The sequence below is a fragment of the Rhizobium tumorigenes genome (assembly GCF_003240565.2).
GTDB classification, from domain to species: domain Bacteria; phylum Pseudomonadota; class Alphaproteobacteria; order Rhizobiales; family Rhizobiaceae; genus Rhizobium; species Rhizobium tumorigenes.
In genome coordinates, this window is the sequence record NZ_CP117255.1 from 1,542,368 (window position 1) to 1,564,601 (window position 22,234).

The following is a 22,234-nucleotide window of genomic DNA, read 5'->3' on the forward strand; positions in this document are numbered from 1 at the left end:
GTGCCGCGGCGTCGCCTTTGCCCGACGCTCGGAAAGTGGTAATGTTTTGGTACCGCCCATTGTGCAAAATTGCACATCGCGCGGATTGTAATGTGGATGCCGATGCCTTGTTAAGGAAATCGGTAGTACGGCTGGCGAGATGTTGCGTATCGGATCTTGGCGGATTTTCGAAATGCAGGGTCGGCCGGAACGAGTGTAACGAGGCGTATCCGTATGGCGAACAACAAATACAGCGAGTCGGTTGAAGACAAGGCTTTCAAAGCTTTGGACGAAGCGCTGCAAATCGATTTCAGCGATGACGGAATACCAGCTCGCACCGGACCTGCGCCGCGTGCAACGGAGGCAGATTTGGCCGAGACCTCGAATGCACGTGCACGGCAGGCAAAGGAAGACGCGGCCCGCAAGGCTGCCGCGGCCCGCGGAAATGTCGGGCGACCGGGCGATACCCCTCGCAATCAGATGTTCGAACCCGCCAACGATACCAGCAGGGCCAGCCCCCAGTCGATCCTCCGCTCGCTGGACAACGCCTCCATCGGCGGCGCCATCCGCAATGCGACGATCTTCTCGATCATCTGGCTGATTGCCGGCATCGGTCTGACAAGCGTCATCTATTCCCCGCCGATCTGGCAGATCCGCTCGCTTGCCGAACTCGTGGCCCTGCCCGGCGTGATCGCCTGCATCATCGGCATACTTGTTCCGATCCTGCTTTTCTATGCCTTTGCCATCATGCTGTCGCGCGCCCAGGACATGCGCAACGCCGCCCGTTCCATGGCTGAAGTGGCGCTGCGTCTCTCCGATCCCGAAACGATCGCCTCCGAGCGCATCATGACGGTCGGTCAGGCCGTACGCCGCGAAGTTTCCGCTATGAACGAAGGCATCGAACGGACCATCGCCCGCGCCACCGAACTCGAGACCCTCGTCCATTCCGAAGTCAACGCGCTCGAGCGCAGCTATGCCGACAACGAAATGCGCGTGCGCGGCCTCGTCCACGAACTCGGTTCCGAGCGTGACGCCATCGTCAATCACGCCGAGCGCATCCGCTCGTCGATCTCGGGCGTACACGAGCAGATCAAGGAAGACATGTCGCTCGCCACCGAGGAAATCGCCATCAGACTGGCAACCTCGGGCGAAGCTTTTGCGACATTGATGGACACGCGCGCCGCCGCACTTTCGGAAAAGTCTAACGCAGCCCTGCAGTCGCTCGGCTCGCTGCTGGCGGCCAAGACCGACAGCCTCATCGAAAACCTCAGTGCTTCCGGCTTCGCCCTCAATCAGGAATTCGACACGCGCCTCGAATCCCTGTCGACCACCCTTTCCGAACGCGGCAAGAAGCTGCTCAGCCAGTTCGAGACACGCGCCTCGACGCTCGATGCCAACACGGACAAGCTGAATGCCGCGCTCAACGACCGCGCCCGCCAGCTGAACGAGACCCTGATCGCACGCACCCGCGAAATCAGCGACAGCCTGAACAGCGGCGAACGCGGTATCACCGGTACCCTCGACAACGTGCTCGCAAAACTCAACAGCGCGCTTGACGAAAAGGGCGCCAGCTTCCGCCAGAGCCTGCAGTCGAGCGTCGACGACACCGTGATGGACCTCGACCTCCGCTCCGGCTTTTTCGAAGAGCGCCTGCAGTCGACGGTCGCGCAGGTGTCGACAAGCTTCGACGAACGCGTCGCTGAATTCGCCACCGCCTTCGACAAGCGCGCCGGCTCGCTCGACAGCAAGCTGATGGAAAGTCTTGCACGCATCAACGAAACGCTGGCCGGCGGCTCGGACGCCATGGACGGCATTCTTACCTCTAGCATCGAGCGCATCGGCTCCTCGCTGACCGATCATTCATTTGCACTCGCCACAGCCCTGTCGACCGGCCATGAGGTGCTCGAAAGCGCCATCGGCTCGAAGGCAGCCGAAATCACCTCGGCGCTCGAAAGCCGCACCAGCGAATTCACCGCTGCGCTGCGCGGCGCGACTGGCGACGTTGCAGCCGTGCTCGGAACGGGCTCCGAAGAACTGCAGGCAGCCCTCAACGCCCGCACCGAGCAGCTGACGTCGGCACTTCGTGGCGCCACGCTCGAACTCTCCTCATCCCTCACCAACGGCAGCAACGAACTGAGCAGCACAATCGCAGCCCGTTCGGCCGAGTTGACGTCGGCGCTGACAGCCGCCACGACCGACGTTTCGTCGGCCGTCATTTCGGGCACCGAGACGCTGAATGCCACGTTCGAGGGTCGCGCCGAAGCACTGAGCGAGGCGCTGGCCGCCCGCTCCGGCCAATTCACCAGCGTCATCGAAACAGCGACGTCGGAACTGACGACAGCTCTGTCTTCCGGTACCCACGAGCTGACATCGGCCTTTGTCGGCCGCACGCAGGCACTTAACGACACCCTGTCGGCGCGTACCGGCGAAATCACCCAGACACTCGGCTCAGCCCACGAGCGCATCGATGCCGTCATGGCCGAGCGCAGCGGCGCGCTTTTCAATGCTCTGTCGGACAGCCAGTCGCGCTTCGAACAGACCCTGGCCAGCCGTTCCGAGACAATCGTCAGCGCCGTTTCAGACAGCCACGAACGCCTGACCGAGGCACTGGACGAGCGCACCATGACGCTCGCCATCTCGCTCTCCGATAGCCAGGAACGCCTCGAGCAGACCCTTGCCAGCCGTTCCGAGACGCTACTCGGCGCCGTATCGACGACCCACGAACGCCTGACCGATGCCCTGGACGACCGCACGATGGCTCTCGCCATCTCGCTGTCGGAAACGCAGGAGCGCCTCGACCAGACATTGACGAGCCGCACCGACGCCTTCACCAGTGCCGTTTCCGACAGCCGCGACCGCCTGACCGAAGCGCTGGACGAGCGCGCCATGGCTCTTGGCATCTCGCTGTCCGAGACGCAGGAGCGCCTCGAACAGACCCTGACCAGCCGCACGGACGCCTTCGCCGCTGCCGTTTCCGATGGTCGCGAACGTCTCACCGAAGCCCTGGACGAGCGCGCTATGACGCTTGCGATCTCGCTGTCGGAGACCCAGGAGCGGCTCGAAAACACGCTCAGCACCCGGGGCGATGCTATAGCAACCTCGGTTTCCAGCGGTCACGATCGCATGCTCGAAACCCTGGATAGCAAGACCCGCGTCCTCGCGCAGACATTGGCCGAAAACCAAGCCTTGCTCGACGAAACACTGGGCGTCAGCGTCGAGGCGATCAATGCTGTCGTCTCCAGCAGCCACAGCCGCCTCGGCAATGCTCTCGACGACAAGACCATGGCGCTCGCCATCTCGCTCGAAGAGTCACAGAACCGTTTCGACAGCGCGCTCGAAGCCCGCACCAACGCCATTCTCGACAGCGTTGCCGGCGCCGAATCGCGCATTGCAGGCACTTTCGGCAAGGAAGCCGAGACGATCCGGGCTGCCTATGTCGACAATCACGACCGCCTCGACCAGGCCCTCGGTGCCCACACCGAACGGCTGGCCAGCGTCCTCAACAACGGCGGCGAACGTCTCGAAACGGTGGTCGGCCAGTCGACCGCGCGCGTCGAGAATGCCCTTGCCGACACCACAGGCCGCCTCGAGGCCACCATCGGCACCGGACTGGCGCAGATGGATCACAGCCTCGAAAACGCCCACGAGCGCCTCCGCACCACGCTCGACCAGCGCGGCAATGCCATCCAGCAGACGTTGCGCGAAGCCCACGAGCAGATCGACGGTACGCTTGCCGAACAGGCCATGACCATCGGCACATCGATCGCTACCAGCGTCGGCATGATGGAAATGTCTCTCGAAGAGCACGAAGCCTCGCTGCGTGGCGCCATCGACACCAGCGCCCGGTCGCTCGAGGAACGCCTGCAAAGCAGCGCCGGCACCATCGCCGGCAGGTTCCAGGACGCCGCCGGTGAAATCACCCGCTCGGCGGAAACCTTCTCCTCGCACCTCACCTTGTCCGTGGAAGGCATGACCACGCGCTTCGAAAATACTGGCTCGCGCGTCGAGTCCGGTCTCGTCGGCATCGAACACCGGATCCGCGACGGTATCTCCGGCGTCGTCGAACAGGTCGACGCGGCCGGCAACCGGCTGGCCGAGAGCCTCTCCGGCAGTGTCGAACAGATCGACCGCGCCACCAGCGAGGCATCTGCCCGCCTGACGGAGACGCTCGACGGACGCACTGCCAACCTCAGCAACGCCATGGAAACCGGTACCGCCCGTATCGACGAACGCCTGTCGACCATGGATCGCGCGCTCAATCTCGGCCTCGATGCCGTCAACCGCACCATCGAGGGCAAGGCCACCGCGCTCGCAACCACGCTGCGCACGGCAGTTGCCGACGCGGCGCAGGGCATGGACAACGAAGCCACCCGCACCGCAGAGCTGCTTGCCAGCACTGGCCAGCAGTTTGCCGACAATCTCGGCAACCGCAGCGAAGACTTCACCCGTACGATGGAAGAGCGCTCGCAGGACATCGTCCATCGCGTCTCCGAGACCCAGAACCGTCTCGCAGGTCAGGCAGCAGCCGTCGCCCAGACGTTCTCCGAGGCCGGCAACATCATCGTCAACAAGGTTGCCGAGGCTGAGGGCCTTGTCGGCAACCAGGTAACGGCGCTGTCTGCCGCTCTCTCCGAGGTCGAACAGTCGCTCGAGGCCCGCGGCGCATCGCTGCGCTCGGCCCTTGCCGGCACCGGCGAGGAAATTGCATCCACCATGGCCCGCGTCGAACGCGCGCTCGAGGATCGTAGCACCGCCATCCGCACCAGCCTCGACGAACGCAGCCGCGATATCGATGCGACGCTTTCGGATGTCGACAAGACACTCGAAGCCCGCACCCAGCAGATGCGCTCCACACTGGCCGGAACGGGCGAACAGATTGCTTCCAGCCTGACACGCGTCGGCGAAGCCCTCGAGGAACGCACCAACGCCATCCGCACCAACCTCGATGACCGCGCCCGCGATATCGATGCGACGCTTGCCAATGTCGACAAGGCGCTGGAAGCACGCGGTTCGTCCATCCGCACAAGCCTCGACGACCGCAGCCGCGACCTGAACTCCATGCTGGCCGGCCGCTCTGCGGAACTGGTTCGCATCATCGACGAAAAGGCCCGCCCTGTGGTCGACGCCTACGCCGCCACTGGCGAACAGGCAGCCGAGCGCATCGCGGCGGCAGCCCAGCAGGCAGCCGAACGCCTGCGCACCGAGAACGCCGCCCTGGTCAACGCCATCGCATCGCGCACCAACGAGACACTGGCCGCCATTTCCGCCCGCACGGAAAGCGTCACCAACACGGTCGACGCGCTGGAAACGAGCCTGCTTTCCAATGTCAACGGCCTCATCGAACGGCTGGGCGACAACAACTCGGCGATCGTTGCCATGCTCAACCGCGCCACGCATGATCTGGCCGAAGTCGACACCCGCCTCGGCTCGACCAGCACGCGCTTTGCCGAGAGCGCCGGCAAGGCTTCCGAACTGGTCTCCGCCTCTACCCGCCTGCTCGAAGGCAAGATCGACAAGCTCAGCGACATCTCGGTCCACACCCTGTCGCAGGTTGGCGGCATCATCAGCCGCTTCGACGAGCACTCCAAGGTCCTGACCCAGGCATCGCAACTTCTGGGCGCCGCCCAGTCGAACCTGATGTCGACACTGGAAGAGCGCGAAAGCGCTTTGGAAGGCCTCTCGGTCGGGCTGGTTCAGCGCTCCGAGGAAATCGAAAAGACCCTGCGCGCCGTCGGCTCCATCGTGGAGACCGCATTCGACCGCGCCGAACAGCGCTCCAACCAGGTGTCCGGCAATCTGCGCCAGGGTGTCCAGGCATCCGTGGCCGATATCGGTCGCGTGCTGTCCGAGACGGAAGCCCGCGCCCAGCAGACGGCCGAGACGATGCGCGATGCGCTCGCCAAGGCCGGCCAGGAAGCAAACGACGCGATCGAGGGCACCTTCGCAAATGCCGAGCGTCGTTCCAACGAACTCACCAGCCGCCTGCGCGGTGGGCTGACTGCGTCGATGTCGGATGTCGAGAACATGTTCTCGGAAGCCGGCAAGACGACTGACAATGCCGCTTACTCCATGCGCGAAACCCTGCGCGTTGCCGTCGAGGAAGCCATCGGCCGCTTCTCGGGCGCCACCGACGAGATCCGCCGTTCGGCCGGTGATATCCGCAAGGAACTCGACCTCACCCGCACGGAACTGAAGCGCGGTGCCTTCGACCTGCCGGAAGAAGCCAAGGAAAGCGCCGCTGCCATGCGTCGCGCCGTGGCCGAGCAGATCAAGGCCCTGCAGGACATCTCGCAGATCGTCGGTCGCTCGTCGCAGCAGCTGGAAATCTCGCCGCCCGTGACACGGGCGTCCGCCCAGCCGCAGCGTGTGGCTCCCCAGCAGGCAGCCGTCGCGCCGCAGCCTCAGCCAGTCGCTCCGCAGCCGCAGCCACAACCACAACCGGTAGCACAACAGCGCCAGCCAGTGGCCCAGCAGCCGGCACCGCAGTTCCTGCAACAGCCGGAAGCCGCCGCCCCGCAGCGTCCGATCGAGCCGATGGGCCTTCGCGGCACCATCGCTGCCGACCGCGCACCACAGGCACCACGCCAGCCCGCAGCAGCGCCGACACCTGCCCGTCAGGACCAGGCCGGCGGCGGATGGATCAGCGACCTGTTGCGCGGCGCATCGCGCGACGACGCGGGAGACACAGCACCGGCCCGCGCACCCGCCCCGCGCGCTCCCGCCGAGACCGCCGCCCAGGCACCTCGCTCCGGCGATGCAAGAAACCCGCGTCACGTCGTGGAATCGCTGAACTCTCTGTCGGTCGATATCGCCCGCGCCATCGATCACGACGCATCGGTTGACCTCTGGCGCCGTTACCAGCGCGGCGAACGGGATGTCTTCACACGCCGTCTCTACACGCTGAAGGGTCAGCAGACCTTTGACGAGATCAAGCGCAAGTATGACCGCGAGCCGGAATTCCGCACCGCCGTCGACCGCTACATCGGCGACTTCGAAAAGCTGCTCGCAGACGTCGCCAGCACGGATCGCGACAAGTCCGTCACCCAGTCCTACCTGACCTCGGACACCGGCAAGGTCTACACCATGCTCGCCCACGCCGCCGGCCGTTTCAGCTGAAAACAGCACCCCGCATAAACTGAAAAATCCCTGGTCATGAGCCAGGGATTTTTCAGTTTGACGATAAGTAGTCACGCAGCAGTCCGGCCGGCGCTCTACCGTGCGGCCACGACGCTGAGGATGAGGCCGCTGGTGGAGCCTACCATCAGGAAGCTTCCACCGATGCGGACCCATCGATAACCATGGGGCGGCGTTTTCAGGCGGTAGCGAGTGTAGTCGAGAGGGACGGCGTGGTTGCGGTCGGAGGGCGAAAGCCGATGGCCACGCGTCCAGCTGCCCTTGTGCAGAACGGGCCGATGAACGTCTTTTGATGGCGTCACGGCAAGGGCTGCAGGGGCTTGCGCCGCCGGTGCAATCAGGCACGCCGCAGCAAGCAGCGCGGTGATCGTCTTCTTCATGGGCTTTCCTCGTAGTTTTAAGTCTTTTAGACGCGCAGCCTTATCTGAAAAAGGTGACGGATCGCGGTCAAATATATTAAATTTTGTCAATGCAGTCAGGCGCGACCCGCGGTGGGGCAGGCCGGCCAGGCAAACATTGCCCACGACGTCAGTCAACCTAGAGGATGTCGTAGTTGAACCAGTCGAAATCTGCGGCTTTCGCCCGACCAGAGAGATCGAAGGCAAACATGCCGACAAAGGCGCCGGTGAACGAGCCGTGCTCGCCTCGCCCGCCCTCGTCCGAGATCACGCCAGCGTCGAGCACCGGCCCGATCGCCTGCCATGCACCCATGCCCTCGGCCTGCCAGTAGAACTGCAGGTCGTTATCGCGCACCTCCAGCGAGAGCTGCAATCGTCCCTCTGGAACGGCGACGCCACTGCCGATGGGGAAGGTAAGACGTCCCTCCGGATAGTCGCCCGGGCATGAGAGAATGGTCAGGCACCTCCCGAGTTCTTCATGCACGGTGACGGCGAGCGCATGGAACTTGAAGCGGTTATAATAATGGGTCAGCCCCGCTACCTGCTGGTAGGTATCCGGCGCAAACTCGATCACGGTTTCCGCCCTGAAGCTGTGATGCTCCTGCCGACGGGCAACCAGCGACTGCTCGAACCATGAGCCGATGCTTTCGCGGCCGAACAGCCGCAGATGGCCCGGCCGCTCGGTGAGGCTGAACAGCCGCTCCGGCCGTGGCGTGCGAAGCCACTGGAAATCGGCCGGCAATGTCGGTCCATCGAAATTCGCACCGCTGCGTCGCGGCTTGTCGAGGGGAACAGCACCGGCGAGGCCCTGTACGTCCACGTCGCCCACCACGGTGCCGTTTGCGAGATAGAGCCAGTCATCTTTCCAGACGCATTTCTGCAGGGCCGTCTCGCGACCGAGCGTGCAGCGACGCAACGGCGCCAGCGGACGGCCACAGAGATGGGTGTGATAGGCCTCGCCGTCAGGGGTCTCCACATATTGGCCATGCCCGGTGCGCTGGAGCGCAGCATCCGGGTGACCCTTCGCGGTCATCAGGTGGCTGTCCGGATGCAGTTCATACGGGCCGCCGATATCGCGCGACCGGGCCATGGTGACGGCATGGTCGTAGCCGGTGCCACCCTCGGCGGTCGTCAGATAATACCAGCCGTTGCGCTGGAACAGATGCGGACCCTCGACGAGACCGAGCGGGCTGCCGGCAAAGATGTTGCGGATCGGCCCTTTGAGCGACTTGCTGGCAGCATCGTATTCCTGCAGCAGGATACCGTCGAAGGCCGGCGATTTCGGCGAGCCGCCAAAGCTCTCGCTGCGGTGGTTCCACTGCATGTTGACGAACCACTTGCGACCGTCGGCATCGTGAAACAGCGACGGGTCGAAGCCCGATGAATTGACATGGACCGGATCCGACCATTCGCCCTCGATGGTCTCTGAGGTCACGATGTAATTATGAGCGTCCTTGAAATTGCCGTCGAGCCGTTTGACGTCGGTATAGACCAGCCAGAAAAGCCCATCGGCATGGGACAGGCATGGCGCCCAGATGCCGCAGCTGTCCGGATTGCCGCGCATGTCGAGCTGAGCCTGTCGCTCGAGCGGCCGGCGCACCAACGTCCAGTTCACCAGGTCGCGCGAGTGGTGGATCTGCACACCCGGATACCACTCGAAGGTCGATGTCGCGATATAGTAGTCGGCACCGACGCGGCAGATAGACGGGTCGGGATTAAAGCCGGGCAAAATAGGATTGTGGATCATCGGTCTACCTCCTCCAAGGATGAAAGCGCCGCCCGCAGGCGGCGCCTCAGTTCGAACTATCGGCGTGAAATCACCGAGCGGCGACTATTCCAGCTCGGCCGACTTGGCCCAGAGGTTGATATCGGCTTCCTTGGCATAGACGTCGATTTCACTCAGCTCCTCGGCAGTGAAATCAGCGTTGTCGAGCGCCTTGACGCAATCGACGATCTGCGACGAACGGCTGGCGCCGATCAGCGCCGAGGTCACCCTGTCGCCGCGTAGAACCCAGGCTATCGCCATCTGCGCCAGCGTCTGGCCGCGCCTTTCGGCAATCGCGTTCAGCTTGCGGATATTCTCGAGGATCGACGGGCGGATGAATTCCCGCTTCAGGAAATGGTCCTGCGCGGCACGGCTGTCTTCCGGAATGCCGTTCAGATACTTGGTCGTCAGCATCCCCTGCGCCAGCGGCGAAAAGACGATGGAGCCCATGCCGACGTCGTCCAGCGTGTCGAGCAGCTTGTCGTCCTCGACCCAGCGGTTGAGCATGGAGTAGCTCGGCTGGTGGATGAGGCATGGCGTACCCAGCGATTTCAGGATCTCAGCCGCCTCGCGGGTCCGCTGCGAGTTATAGGACGAGATACCGACATACTGTGCCCGCCCGGAGCGAACGATGTAGTCGAGAGCGCCGCAGGTTTCCTCGAGCGGGGTGTCCGGATCGAAGCGGTGCGAATAGAAGATGTCGACATAGTCGAGGCCCATGCGCTTAAGGCTCTGGTCGCAGGAGGCGACGAGGTACTTGCGGCTTCCCCACTCGCCATACGGACCCGGCCACATGTTGTAGCCGGCCTTGGAGGAGATGATCAGCTCGTCGCGCAGGCCTGCAAAATCCGTGCGCAGGATTTCGCCGAACGCCGTTTCGGCCGAGCCCGGAGGCGGGCCGTAATTATTGGCGAGATCGAAATGGGTGATGCCGAGATCGAACGCGGTGCGGCACATGTCGACCTTGCGGTCATGGGAGGTGTCGCCGCCGAAATTATGCCAGAGGCCGAGCGAAACGGCCGGCAGCTTCAGGCCGGATCGGCCGGTGCGGTTGTACTTCATCTTGGAATAGCGGTCTTCCGCCGGTTGCCAGCTCATCGATATCTCTCCCATGCTCGAACGCGGGCTGTTCAGCCCGCGCGCACAATAGCTCCCGCCAGTGTTACTTCAAGAGTGCCTGCGCCTCTTCGATGCCGAGCGCTGCCGGCTGGCTGCAGGTCGTCGTCAGTTCGATAAACCGGTTCTCGGCGCCGGATGTGAGGATCGACGTCATGACATCGACGCCGTGCAGCGTCCGGTCTAGCGAGCACCGGGCATCGCGCCCGTCGATCAGCGAGGCCGCCATGTCGGCGAGCCCGGCGGTGCGATAATTGGCGCGCGGACCCTGCGGACTTTCCTGGTTGGCGATGCCGAAAGGGTGCTCCCATGCATCCAGTGTCTTGATATCCTTGTTGCGACCGCTGGCTTCGACCGTTCCACCGAAGAAGTTCGGATCGGGCACGTAGAGCGAGCCCTCGGTGCCGTAGAGCTCGATGCTGCCATGCCGATGCGACCAGACGTCCCAGCTGGCCGTGAGCGTGATGGTCGCACCGCTGACGAATTCCAGCAACGCCTGGATGGTCGTCGGCGTCTTCACCGGAATGATTTCGCCATGGCGTGGCTGGCTGGTGATCGTGCGGGTCTCCGACGCCATCGAGGTCATCGCTCCGACGCGCTTGACGGGCCCGATCAGGTTGATGAGATCGGCGACATAATACGGGCCGAGATCGAGGATGGGCCCCGCGCCAGGCAGGAAGAAGAAGTCCGGGTTCGGATGCCACATCTCCATGCCAGCGCTCATGACATGGCAGGTACCCGACGTGATCCGGCCGATGCCGCCGTCGTCGATGAACTTGCGCGCCAGCTGGTGGGCGCCGCCGAGAAACGTGTCCGGGGCGCAGCCGACGGCGAGCCCTTTTTCCGTCGCAAGACGCCGCAGCGTCTCGCCCTCTTCCAGCGTCAGCACAAGCGGCTTTTCCGAATAGACGTGCTTGCCGGCTTCGAGGATCCGCTTGGAGACCGCGAAATGGGCGTCCGGGATGGTCAGGTTGACGATAACATCGAGCTCGTCATTTGCGAGCAGCTCGTCGATCGTTTGTGCCCTGACGCCAAATTCCTCCGCCCGGAGCTCCGCCGCACCCATGTTGATGTCGGCGCAGGCGAGCACCTTCAATCCTCTGAAGAGCGGCGATAGCGTGAAATAGGTCGTTGAGATATTGCCGCATCCAATGATGCCGACACCGAGTTCCTTGGCCATGATGAGCCCTCCGATCAGTAGGTCTTGAACGATGCGATAGAGCGCGTCACGACGCGGTCGAGATCGTTGGGATTATCATGCTCCACCACATAATGGCGGGCGCCCGTCGACTTCAGGGCCTGCATCAGCTTGGCCCAGTCGAGCGTGCCGTGGCCAACGTCGGCCCAACCGCCCTCGTCCGTGTTTTCGCCGGCCGGTGCGATGTCCTTGACATGGACGGCGGTGATGCGCGGACCCAGCGTCTCGATCCATGCGAACGGATCGGCGCCGCCGCGCACCACCCAGGCGAGATCGGCTTCCCACGAAAGGCCGGGGCCACCCGCCATGATGTGTTCCATCGGCGTCGAGCCATCGGCAAGCTTGACGAACTCGAAATCATGGTTGTGCCAGCCGAAATCGAGGCCGGCATTCTTGAACCGGCGGCCCGCCGCCTCCAGCCGGGCGCCAAATGCATGCCAGCCCTTTGCGTCCGAGGGCCGCTGGTCAGGCATGATGTGGGGTGCGTAGATCGACTCGATGCCGAGCACGCCGGCAATCTCGAGGGCACGCTCCGGGTTGCTCTCCAGCAGGTCGAGGCCGAAGTGTCCGGTCGGCATGGTCAGACCGTTGCTGTCGAGATCGGCACGCATCGCCTTCAGGCCGGCATCGTCGAGGCTGGCATACATCGCGCCATAGCCCTCGACCTCCGTGTAACCGGCCTTGGCAACCTTGGCGAATACGTCGGAAAAGGGCGGGAACTCGCGGGCGCTGTAAAGCTGAAAACCAAGTGTCGTCATTGCTTTCTCCTCCATGGCCGTTCGGCCTGTCGTCTTGGCCGGCTTGCGCCGGTCGGGGTGCCGCCGATGGCAGCAACGTGATTGGGGTCAGTCCAGCGATTGGCAGGACTGCAGGTCGTAGAAACGGAACTCCGGCATGGCGTCGGACGCCATCGGCAGGAACGGCATGAACCTGACCAGCCGCGTCTCGCCGGCCGTAAGATCGAATGCGTTGTCGGAATAACGCCCGTCCGTCTCGCTCTCGATCATGACGAAAAGTGCAAGTCCGCTGGCGGTGAGCGTCATTTCGACCGCCCCGTCCTCCGTGCGCTCGATGCGCCGGACGCTGAGGCCCGATGGCTCGAGTTCCAGCGCCTTGTAGGTGCCGTGGACGTAATGCCCCTGCCCGCCCATGCCGTTCGAAGCGGTGAATGTCCATCCGAGAACGCAGCCGGGAGCAATCGCCGCGGCATCGACCTCGAAGGCGATGACGGCAGCATCCGGACCGCAGGTCGCCTGCACCGACGTCATCGGCCTAACCTCGCCGGACATGGTGATGACGTGCAGAGCGAGGTCGATGCTGACCTCGTCAAGCGTGTCGTTGACGACGGACATCCGGATCGTCCCCTTGTCCTCGGTGGGGATCGCGGCGACAGCGACCGGCTGGAAGAAGCGTCGCACCATGTAGTGCATCGCCTTCCAGCGCCCGCCATAATCGAGGCTGGACCAGGACGCGACGGGCCAGGTGTCATTCAGCTGCCAGTAGATCGTCCCCATGCAATGGGGCTTCAGCGAGCGCCAGTAATCGACCGCCGTCTGGATCGCCAGCGCCTGCTGGATCTGGCTGAGATAGACGAAATTGGCGAAATCCTTGGGAAAGCGGAAATAGCGGAACATCGTTGCCGCGATCCGCTCGTTGCCACCGGCGTTCTTCTGGTGAAGCTCCATCACCGGCGATGCGACGTTCATGTCCTTCGGCTCGGCATAGGTCCGGATGACCGGCAGCGAGGTGTAGGACTGGAAGCCGAATTCCGAGCAGAAGCGCGGGCGCACGGAGCGGTAATTGTCAAAGCTCTTGTTCTCGTGCCAGACCGACCAGTAGTGCATGTCGCCGGAGCCATCGGCATGCCAGGCATCGCCGAAATCGAGATAGCCCGAGGCCGGGCTCGACGGCCACCAGATCGCCTCCGGCGCCGCCTGCTTCATGGCAAGCTCGATGGTCCGGTTGAGCCGGTCGTATGAGACCAGGTAGCGGTCGCGATCCTTGCGCGATTCCTCGAACCAGGTGAGCGCGCCCACCAGTTCGTTGTCGCCGCACCAGAGCGCGATCGAGGGATGGCTGGCCAGCCGCTTCACCTGATACGTCACCTCGGCCGCGACATTGTCGAGAAAGTCCCCGGTCGAGGGATAGAGATTGCAGGCGAACATGAAGTCCTGCCAGACCATCAGGCCGAGCCGGTCGCAGATGTCGTAGAACCAGTCGGCCTCGTAGAAGCCGCCGCCCCACACCCGGATCATGTTCATGTGCACATCGGCTGCAGACTGCAGCAGGTCCTCGGTCTTTTCCCGGCTCGAGCGCGAGAACAGCGCATCGGCGGGGATCCAGTTGGCACCGCGGCAGAAGATCTCGCGACCGTTGACCTTGAAGGCAAACCGGCTGCCGGCCGCATCCTTGTCGGTGATCAGCTCGATGGTGCGAAGCCCGATCTGCCGTGTCACCACCTCGTTTCCGGTTTCGACCGACAGCCTATAGAGCGCCGGCTCGCCGCTGCCGGCCGGCCACCAGAGCCTCGGTTCGTCGATATGGAAGACGTGGGTAATGGCGGTCTCGCCGGCCACCACGCCGCAATCAAGCCGCACCCGCTCGCCGTCCAGTTCGAAATAGAGCTGTGCCACCCCCTGCCGGCCGGCAAACAAGGCCGCCGTCACCAGCAGATCGACGGTTCCGTCGTCGTTGTGCATCTGGCGCGTCGTCACACTCTCGATCCGCGCCGTCTCCAGCCGGCGCAGAGCTACCGTGCCGTAAAGTCCGAGCGGCGCGATGGCGATGTTCCAGTCCCAGCCGAAATGGCTCTGCGGCTTGCGCAGCATGTTGCCGTTGGCGATGGGAGAATTGCCGGGATGGTAGGGAATGTAGAAGGGCTGCTTCTCCTGCAAGGCGGTGCCAACTGCAATGCTGGAATGCAGCACGATGCTGAGCGTGTTTTCGCCTGGTCGCAGAGCCTTGGAAACATCGGGACGGTAGCGGCGAAAGCAGTTGTCCGCCTCAAGCACGACGGTGTCGTTGATCGAGATCGTCGCTACCGTGTCCAGAGAGTCGATATCCAGATACCAGTCACCGTCGACCTCGCCGAGCACAAAGCGCCGCTGCAGCACCCAGTCTCGATGCGCCACCCATTGGACGACCTCCTCGTTGCGCCCAACATAGGGGTCGACAATGATACCTGCCGCCTGCAGTGCCGAATGGACATCGCCAGGGATCTGGATTTCTGCCCGGTGGTCACTGCCCGGTGATGTCAGCTGCCATGGGCCGGCGAGATCGATCGAAGTTTCGGTATCCGTCATGCCGTCATTTCCTAAGTTCAACGCCGAAAGCGCCTCTCGCTCTTTCTTCGCTCAGTCGTTTGCCAGCAGGGCATGACTGAACGGAGAAGTCGCCCCTAGATCCGCAATTCTGTCGCAGCGTCGAAGACCGAGGCCACAGACATGTCGAAAATCAGCTTGATCGCCGCGCCCGGCTTGAAGCGTCGCGCGCCGTTGATGCGCACCGACATGATGTGGCCGGCATGTTTGATCCACAAAAGATTGTCGGCCCCCATCGGCTCTTCGATATCGACGACCGCATCGTGGACTTCAGCACCGGGACCGGCGGCCTCGTTCACCCCGATATGCTCCGGACGCAGCCCGAGCACGACCTTGCGCCCCGCCACAAGCGGCTCGGAGGCAGCATAGCCGTCGAGCGTGAAGTCCACGCCGTTGGTCGAGAAAGCCACCTTGCCGTCGCGCTCGACCAGCTCGCCACGCAGGAAGTTCATCGACGGCGAGCCGATGAAGCCGGCGACGAAAAGGTTGCGCGGCGCATTATAGATCGTGGTGGGATCGTCGAGCTGCTGGATGACGCCGTTCTTCATGATGGCGATGCGGTCGGCGAGCGTCAGAGCCTCGATCTGGTCATGGGTGACGTAGATCATCGTGTTCTTCAGCGCATGGTGCAGCCGCTTGATTTCGACCCGCAGTTCGGAGCGCAGCTTTGCATCGAGGTTGGACAGCGGTTCGTCGAACAGGAAGACATCGACATCGCGCACCAGCGCCCGGCCGATGGCAACGCGCTGCCGCTGGCCGCCCGAGAGTTCGGCCGGCTTGCGCTTCAGCAGCGGCTGGATCTGCAGGATCTCGGCGGCCCTTGCGATGCGCTTTTCGATCTCCGCCTTCGGCAGACGCGCCACGCGCAGGCCGAAGGACAGGTTTTTTTCGACCGTCATCTGCGGATAGAGCGCGTAGGACTGGAACACCATGCCGATGCCGCGATCCTTGGGCTCTTCCCAGGTGACGTTCTTGTCCTTGATGAAGATCTGACCGTCGGAGATATCGAGTAACCCGGCAATGCAGTTCAAAAGCGTTGACTTGCCGCAACCGGACGAGCCGAGAAGCACCAGGAACTCGCCGTCTTCGATTTCGAGGTTGAGGTTCTGCAGGACATTGACCGCGCCGAAATTGAGCGACAGATCGCGAATGGAAACACTGGATGTCATGATCAACCCTTTACTGCGCCGGCGGCAATGCCCCGGACGAAAAGCCGTCCCGAGACGAAATAGACGATCAGCGGAACGAGGCCGGTGAGGATCGTTGCGGCCATATTGACGTTGTATTCCTTCACGCCCTGAACGGAATTGACGATGTTGTTCAACTGCACCGTCATCGGATAGAGATCCGGCGTCGTGTAGACGACCCCGAACAGGAAGTCGTTCCAAATACCCGTGACCTGTAGGATCATCGCGACGACGAAGATCGGCAGCGACATCGGCACCATGATCTTGAAGTAGATGCCCCAGAAGCCTGCGCCATCGACGCGGGCCGCCTTGAACAATTCCTGCGGCAGGGATGTGAAGTAGTTGCGGAAAAGCAGCGTCAGGATCGGCATGCCGAAGACCGAGTGCACCAGCACCAGTCCCGTCAGCGAGCCGTAAAGCCCTATCGAGCGAAGCATGATGACGATCGGGTAGAGCATGACCTGATAGGGCACGAAGGCGCCGAAGATCAGGATCGTGAAGAACAGCTGGGCTCCCTTGAAGCGCCAGTTGGCGAGCGCATAGCCGTTGACCGAGGCGATTGCGATCGAAATCAGCACCGACGGCAGGGTGATCCTGACCGAATTCCAGAACCCGCGGCTCAGTCCGTCGCAATTGAGACCGGTGCAGGCGGATGACCACGCCTTCACCCAGGGCTCGAACGTGATCTCCATCGGCGGCGAGAAGATGTTGCCCATCCGGATCTCGGGCATGCCCTTCAGCGACGTGACGATCATCACGTAGAGCGGCAGGAGATAGTAGGCAGCGACAACGAACAGCGTGCCGTAGAGCATGATGTTGCGGGGCGAAACGATCCGCCGGGGCTTGGCACCGCTCGGGCCGGAAAGCGCACGCGGTGCCGCCATGCCGGGGGCCGGTTGATTGACTACGAGCACGTCAGGCATTCTTCCGGCCTCCGCCAAATTCGAGATAGGCCCATGGGACGACGACGATCACCACCGAGATCAACATCATCGTCGAGGCCGCGAAACCCTGGCCGAGATTTTGAGCCAGGAACATGAGGTCGTAGACATATTTGGCGGGAACTTCCGACGCGATCCCGGGCCCGCCCCCCGTCTGCGCGACAACCAGGTCGTAAAGTTTAACGATGCCGCTGGTGATGATCACCAAAGTGGTGATGAAGACCGGGCGCATCATCGGGATGATGATCAGCAGGTAGGTTTTCCACATCGGGATGCCGTCCACCCGGGCCGCCTTCCAGATATCCTCGTCGATACCGCGCAGGCCGGCGAGCATCAGGCACATGACGAGCCCGGTGCCTTGCCAGAGACCGGCGATCAGCACACCGTAGATGACGATCCTCTGGTCATAGAGCGGATCGAAAGTGAAGGTCGAAAAGCCCATGCCGCGCACGATGTGCTGGATGCCGAATTCCGGGTTGAGGATCCATTGCCAGACGAGCCCGGTGACGATGAAGGACATCGCGAACGGGTAGAGGAAGATCGTTCGGAAGGTGTTTTCGAACCGTATCTTCTGGTCCATCAGGGCGGCCAGGATAAAGCCAATCAGCAGGCTGAAGATCAGCGACAATATTCCATAGATCGCCAGGTTCTCGATGGAGATCAGCCAGCGCTGTGTCCCCCACAGCCGGCGATACTGGTCCAGACCGACAAAATTGAGCCGGGGCAGAAGCTTCGAGTTGGTGAACGAATAAACGACGGTCCAGATCGTTCCGCCGGTGAAGACGCAGAGCGCCGTCAGGATCATCGGGATGGAAGCGACCTTGGCGTTGAGATTTTTGAAAAGCTGCCTCGGGCGAGCATTCTGGGGCATGGGGGCCTCGCGGTCCTGTCTCGGAAAGAGTGGCCGGCCCTGCGGGGCCGGCACCAAAGCGAGCTTATTCGGCGCTGCCGATGATTTCGGCATAGCTCTTCTGCCCATCTTCAGGCTTGATGCTGGCGTCGTTGAAGAACTGCGTCATCAGGTTGTTGAGCTGCGTCGTCGTGTCCGGAGTAATCAATTCGTCCGTACTTTTGACGACATTGCCCTTGTTCAGGACAGCCAGACCCTTTTTCATGCAGTCATTGGCGGCCGTCAGGTCGACGTCGCCACGAACCGGCATGGAACCCTTCTTGAGATTGAAGGCGAGCTGGCCTGCAGGCGACATCATCACGGAAGCGAGCACTTCCTGCGCCTTGGACTGGTCGGCGTCGGCAAGCTTGGGGAAGTAGATCGAATCGCCGCCTGTGCTGATATACGGATCGGCGGCACCGAGACCGACGAGGCAGGTATAGTCCTTGCCGGCGACCTGATTGGCCACCTGGAACTCGCCCTGCGCCCAGTCGCCCATCGACTGCGCCCCGGCCTTGCCGGTGATCACGAGGTTGGTTGCCTGGTTCCAGTCCTGCACGTTGGAACCCTTGGCCAGCTTGCGGGCGTCGTCCGCAGCCTTGAAGATCTTGGCCATTTCCGGACCGGCCGCTGCTTTTGCGTCCTTCTTCTCATAGACATTGAGATAGAGGTCCTTGCCGCCGAGGGCGAGAAGCAGGTTGTTGAACAGTCCGGTGACCTGCCAGGACTGCTGACCCAGCGCCAGCGGAAGAATGCCGGCCTTCTGCAGCGCCGGACCGGCCGCGACGAACTCATCCCAGTTCTTCGGAACAGCGACGCCAGCCTTTTCGAAAGCGGCGTTCGACAGCCACAGCCACTGCCAGGCATGGATGTTGACCGGGACGCAGTAGATCTTGCCATCGACGGTGCATCCATCGAGAAGCGATGGCGGGTTGATGACCGACTTCCAGTTTTCCTTCGTCGCGACATCGTTGAGATCGCGCATCAAGCCGGCCTGGACGAGTTCTTCTGCCTGACGACCATGATTGAACTGCGTGGCACCCATCGGCTTGCCGCCGGTAATGCGCGAGACCATGATTGGCCGGGCCGTATCACCGGAACCGGCAATGGCACCGTCCACCCAATGGTTGCCTGTCGCATCGAATGCTTTCGCAAACTCCTTGACCGCCGCAGCCTCCCCGCCGGACGTCCACCAATGCGTCACTTCAAGATCTGTAGCCTTCGCCGAAACGGCCGAAAGCGCCACGGAAGCCAGCATGGCAACCGTCAAAAAACGCATATTCATGAGTTCTCCTCCCTCACTGAAACGTTACAGTAAAAACGTAGAACAATCGTTTTGAGGGCGCAACCACCTGGGCGCAATTTTCTCAGAAAAACGCCCACCCTCCTCATTATGAGTATCGTCTAAGCAAAAACGAGCGTAGCGCATAGAAAAACGGCACGTCAATTTCAAGCCTTAAATGACCACCAATACGTTGATTCAATGTGTTTTTCTACGAGACGCGACCCCTCCATTTTAGTGGTTATTTCGCATTCGCACAAATTTGCGGCATCGCAGCAGACATAGCGAAGGTGGAGGAGTTCGCCGAAGAAAAGTAAAATATGGGGTCGACATCGCAGCTGTATCGTTACAGATTTAGGGCTTCAGATTGCCACCGGCCCATCCGTTGACGCTTGCGGTCCAAGCGCCGTCATACTAAGGCGTCCCATCAGGAACGGCGTTGGACAGCATGGACAATCAAGAAAATTCAGAAGGAGACCGGCGCCCAGCTGCGATCCGCGAACGACCGACCCTGAAAACCATCGCTTTCATGACGGGCCTCGGCATCACGACCGTTTCGAGGGCGTTGAAGGACGCCTCCGATATTGGCGCGGAAACGAAGGAACGGGTCAAAATGGTCGCCCGCCAGCTCGGCTATCAGCCGAACCGCGCGGGTGTGCGCCTGCGCACCGGCAAGACCAACGTCATTGCCCTCGTGCTCAGCATCGATGAGGAAATCCTCGGTTTCACCAGCCAGATGGTGTTCGGCATTTCCGAGGTCCTGTCCGGAACGCAGTATCACCTCGTGGTGACACCCTATTCCCACGACCGCGATCCGATGATTCCTGTCCGATACATTCTCGACACCGGGTCGGCCGACGGCGTCATCATTTCTCGCACCGAGCCGGACGATCCGCGCGTTCGGCTGCTTGCGGACCGCAACCTGCCCTTCGTCACCCATGGCCGCACCGACATGGGCATCGTCCACCCGTTCCACGATTTCGACAACGAGGCCTTCGCCGAAGAGGCGGTCCGGGCGCTCACCGCCAAGGGCCGCCGCCGCATCGCCCTGCTCGCTCCGCCTGCGCGGCTGTCCTACTACACCCACACGCGCGACGGTTTCCAGAGCGGCTTGCTCCACTACGGTGCTGAGGAAGTCCCGCTGAAGATCACCATCGATGCGCCGCTGGAAGACATTCGCAACGCTGTCGAGCAGCTGATGCGCTCTGCAAATCCGCCGGATGGTATCGTCTCCACGGCCGGCGGCGGCGCTATTGCCGTCAATGCGGGCATTGAGGCAGCCGGCATGCGGCTCGGGCACGATATCGACATGGTCGCCAAGCAGTCGAGCCATATCCTGAACTGGATCAGGCCCGAGATCGTCACGATCTACGAGGACGTGCGTCACGCCGGCCGCGAACTGGCGCGCTCGCTGATCCGCAGCATCGACGGCACCGGGCCGGCCGAGCTGCAAAGCATCAGCGCCCCCGTATGGCCGGACGCCTCATAGACGACGTAGGGATTTGGTCTAACCCGACGAAAAAAGCCCGCCGAAACGCTCGGCGGGCTCTCTCATATTTTCGATGGTAGATCGGCCGAAATCAGCCCTGTGCGCCGCTGCCCCACGGACCGTGGTGGATATCCTTGCCATCGACCCGGTCGAACCCGTGTGCGCCGAAGAAATCGCGCTGGGCCTGGATCAGGTTGGCGGTACCCCGCGCCTGGCGATAGGCGTCGAAATATCCGAGTGCCGAGGCGAGTGCTGGAACCGGCAGACCGGCAGTCACGGCGGCGGAGACGATGCGGCGCAGCGATGGCAGCGATTCCTTGACCATGTCGGAGAAGGCCGGCGTCACCACCAGGTTGGCGGCATCCGGCGCCTTGGTGAAGGCGCTGGTGATTTCATCGAGGAATTGCGAGCGAATGATGCAGCCGGCGCGCCAGATCTTGGCAATCACCGGCATCGGCAGCGACCAGTCGAACTGGCGCGATGCCTCGGCCATGACGGCGAAGCCCTGCGCATAGGCGCCGATCTTTGCCGCGAACAGGGCCATTTCCAGATCGTTCAGCAGATCCGCGCCGAATGTCATCGGAAATTCGTTCGTCGGTGCGCCGAAGATCTTTTCGGCAGCCTCGCGCTGCTCCTTCATCGACGACAGGCTACGGGCAGCCACGGCCGCCTCGATGGCAGTCGCCGGGATACCCATGTTCTGCGCTTCGATCACCGACCACTTGCCGGTGCCCTTTTGGCCGGCCTTGTCGAGGATGATGTCAGGCATCGCAGTCCCGGTGGTCGGGTCCTTCGCCGCCAGCACCTTCTCGGTGATCTCGATGAGGTAGGAGTTCAGACGACCCTTGTTCCAGTCGCCGAAAATCTTGCTGATCTCGTCCGCGGTCTTGCCGAGACCGTCGCGCAGGATGCCGTAGATCTCGGCGATCATCTGCATGTCGGCATATTCGATGCCGTTGTGGACAGTCTTGACGAAATGGCCTGCACCGTCTGTGCCGAGCCAGGCGCAGCAGTCCTCGCCGTTGTATTTGGCCGAGATCGAGGTCAGCACCTTCTCGACGCGCTTGTAGCTTTCCTCGGTGCCGCCGACCATGATCGACGGGCCGTGGCGGGCACCCTCCTCGCCGCCGGAGACGCCCATGCCGATAAACGTCAGCTCGGTGTCCTTGAGCCGGTCGAAGCGGGCCATGGTGTCGCGGAAATTAGCGTTGCCGGCATCGATCATGATGTCGCCCTTGGACAAATGCGGCTGCAGAGCCGCCATCTGCTGGTCGACGGGTTCGCCGGCCTTGATCATGATGATGATCGGCCGTGGCGGCCGGATGGCCTCGACGAACTCCTCGATCGTCCGGCATGGGATGATCTGCTTCTTGAGGTCTCCCGCACTCTCGTAGAACTCGTCGGTAACTGAGGTGGTCCGATTGAACACGGCGATACGGTTGCCTTTTTCGGCGATATTGAGTGCGAGGTTGGACCCCATGACCGCGAGGCCGATGAGACCGATTTCTGCCTTTTCCACGACAACTCTCCCTTGTT

General features: G+C 62.4%; 13 protein-coding genes. 2 read left to right on the top strand and 11 right to left on the bottom strand.

Going from position 1 to position 22,234, the window contains the following annotated elements; all coding sequences use genetic code 11:
* Positions 1–213 precede the first annotated feature (213 nt).
* Entirely contained in the window at positions 214–7,095 is a 6,882-nt protein-coding gene (locus PR017_RS07715) for an apolipoprotein A-IV repeat region-like domain-containing protein (protein WP_111221849.1), read from the top strand.
* Between the two features lie 95 nt (positions 7,096–7,190).
* Here PR017_RS07715 and PR017_RS07720 read toward each other — a convergent pair whose 3' ends face one another.
* From PR017_RS07720 to PR017_RS07765, 10 genes are all read right to left on the bottom strand, one after another.
* On the bottom strand, positions 7,191–7,493 hold the full coding sequence (locus PR017_RS07720) for an RcnB family protein (RefSeq protein WP_111221848.1): 303 nt from the start codon (positions 7,491–7,493) through the stop codon (positions 7,191–7,193).
* 157 nt (positions 7,494–7,650) lie between these two features.
* A complete protein-coding gene (locus PR017_RS07725) occupies positions 7,651–9,258 on the bottom strand; it encodes a glycoside hydrolase family 43 protein (protein ID WP_111221847.1) in 1,608 nt (535 codons plus the stop codon).
* Positions 9,259–9,342: 84 nt separating this feature from the next.
* Positions 9,343–10,374, bottom strand: coding sequence for an L-glyceraldehyde 3-phosphate reductase (mgrA, locus tag PR017_RS07730; RefSeq protein ID WP_111221846.1), 1,032 nt, complete (start codon positions 10,372–10,374; stop codon positions 9,343–9,345).
* A gap of 64 nt (positions 10,375–10,438) precedes the next feature.
* Positions 10,439–11,572, bottom strand: a complete 1,134-nt coding sequence (locus tag PR017_RS07735) for a Gfo/Idh/MocA family protein (RefSeq protein ID WP_111221845.1) — start codon at positions 11,570–11,572, stop codon at positions 10,439–10,441.
* A 14-nt stretch (positions 11,573–11,586) separates the two neighbouring features.
* Positions 11,587–12,348 (bottom strand): sugar phosphate isomerase/epimerase family protein, encoded by a 762-nt coding sequence (locus PR017_RS07740; protein ID WP_111221844.1) that lies wholly within the window; start codon positions 12,346–12,348, stop codon positions 11,587–11,589.
* An 87-nt stretch (positions 12,349–12,435) separates the two neighbouring features.
* Positions 12,436–14,892, bottom strand: a complete 2,457-nt coding sequence (locus PR017_RS07745) for a beta-mannosidase (RefSeq protein ID WP_111221843.1) — start codon at positions 14,890–14,892, stop codon at positions 12,436–12,438.
* Between the two features lie 95 nt (positions 14,893–14,987).
* Positions 14,988–16,079, bottom strand: a complete 1,092-nt coding sequence (locus tag PR017_RS07750; RefSeq protein ID WP_111221842.1) for an ABC transporter ATP-binding protein — start codon at positions 16,077–16,079, stop codon at positions 14,988–14,990.
* Between the two features lie 2 nt (positions 16,080–16,081).
* On the bottom strand, positions 16,082–17,020 hold the full coding sequence (locus PR017_RS07755; RefSeq protein ID WP_111221841.1) for a carbohydrate ABC transporter permease: 939 nt from the start codon (positions 17,018–17,020) through the stop codon (positions 16,082–16,084).
* Positions 17,013–17,909, bottom strand: a complete 897-nt coding sequence (locus tag PR017_RS07760) for a carbohydrate ABC transporter permease (RefSeq protein ID WP_111221989.1) — start codon at positions 17,907–17,909, stop codon at positions 17,013–17,015. Before PR017_RS07760 ends, PR017_RS07755 begins: the two co-directional genes overlap by 8 nt.
* Positions 17,910–17,973: 64 nt before the next feature.
* A complete protein-coding gene (locus tag PR017_RS07765; RefSeq protein ID WP_111221840.1) occupies positions 17,974–19,212 on the bottom strand; it encodes an ABC transporter substrate-binding protein in 1,239 nt (412 codons plus the stop codon).
* 445 nt (positions 19,213–19,657) lie between these two features.
* Here PR017_RS07765 and PR017_RS07770 point away from each other — a divergent pair, with 445 nt between their 5' ends.
* Positions 19,658–20,698 (top strand): LacI family transcriptional regulator, encoded by a 1,041-nt coding sequence (locus PR017_RS07770; RefSeq protein ID WP_111221839.1) that lies wholly within the window; start codon positions 19,658–19,660, stop codon positions 20,696–20,698.
* A gap of 91 nt (positions 20,699–20,789) precedes the next feature.
* Here PR017_RS07770 and gndA read toward each other — a convergent pair whose 3' ends face one another.
* On the bottom strand, positions 20,790–22,217 hold the full coding sequence (gene gndA / locus PR017_RS07775; protein ID WP_111221838.1) for an NADP-dependent phosphogluconate dehydrogenase: 1,428 nt from the start codon (positions 22,215–22,217) through the stop codon (positions 20,790–20,792).
* Between the last annotated feature and the right edge of the window lie 17 nt (positions 22,218–22,234).

Coding starts and splice junctions, on each gene's coding strand:
- PR017_RS07760 (WP_111221989.1), bottom strand. CDS start 17,909: ATGCCCCAGAATGCTCGCCCGAGGCAGCTTTTCAAAAATCTCAACGCC.
- PR017_RS07755 (WP_111221841.1), bottom strand. CDS start 17,020: ATGCCTGACGTGCTCGTAGTCAATCAACCGGCCCCCGGCATGGCGGCA.
- PR017_RS07770 (WP_111221839.1), top strand. CDS start 19,658: ATGGACAATCAAGAAAATTCAGAAGGAGACCGGCGCCCAGCTGCGATC.
- PR017_RS07715 (WP_111221849.1), top strand. CDS start 214: ATGGCGAACAACAAATACAGCGAGTCGGTTGAAGACAAGGCTTTCAAA.
- mgrA (WP_111221846.1), bottom strand. CDS start 10,374: ATGAGCTGGCAACCGGCGGAAGACCGCTATTCCAAGATGAAGTACAAC.
- PR017_RS07725 (WP_111221847.1), bottom strand. CDS start 9,258: ATGATCCACAATCCTATTTTGCCCGGCTTTAATCCCGACCCGTCTATC.
- PR017_RS07745 (WP_111221843.1), bottom strand. CDS start 14,892: ATGACGGATACCGAAACTTCGATCGATCTCGCCGGCCCATGGCAGCTG.
- PR017_RS07740 (WP_111221844.1), bottom strand. CDS start 12,348: ATGACGACACTTGGTTTTCAGCTTTACAGCGCCCGCGAGTTCCCGCCC.
- PR017_RS07735 (WP_111221845.1), bottom strand. CDS start 11,572: ATGGCCAAGGAACTCGGTGTCGGCATCATTGGATGCGGCAATATCTCA.
- PR017_RS07720 (WP_111221848.1), bottom strand. CDS start 7,493: ATGAAGAAGACGATCACCGCGCTGCTTGCTGCGGCGTGCCTGATTGCA.
- PR017_RS07750 (WP_111221842.1), bottom strand. CDS start 16,079: ATGACATCCAGTGTTTCCATTCGCGATCTGTCGCTCAATTTCGGCGCG.
- PR017_RS07765 (WP_111221840.1), bottom strand. CDS start 19,212: ATGAATATGCGTTTTTTGACGGTTGCCATGCTGGCTTCCGTGGCGCTT.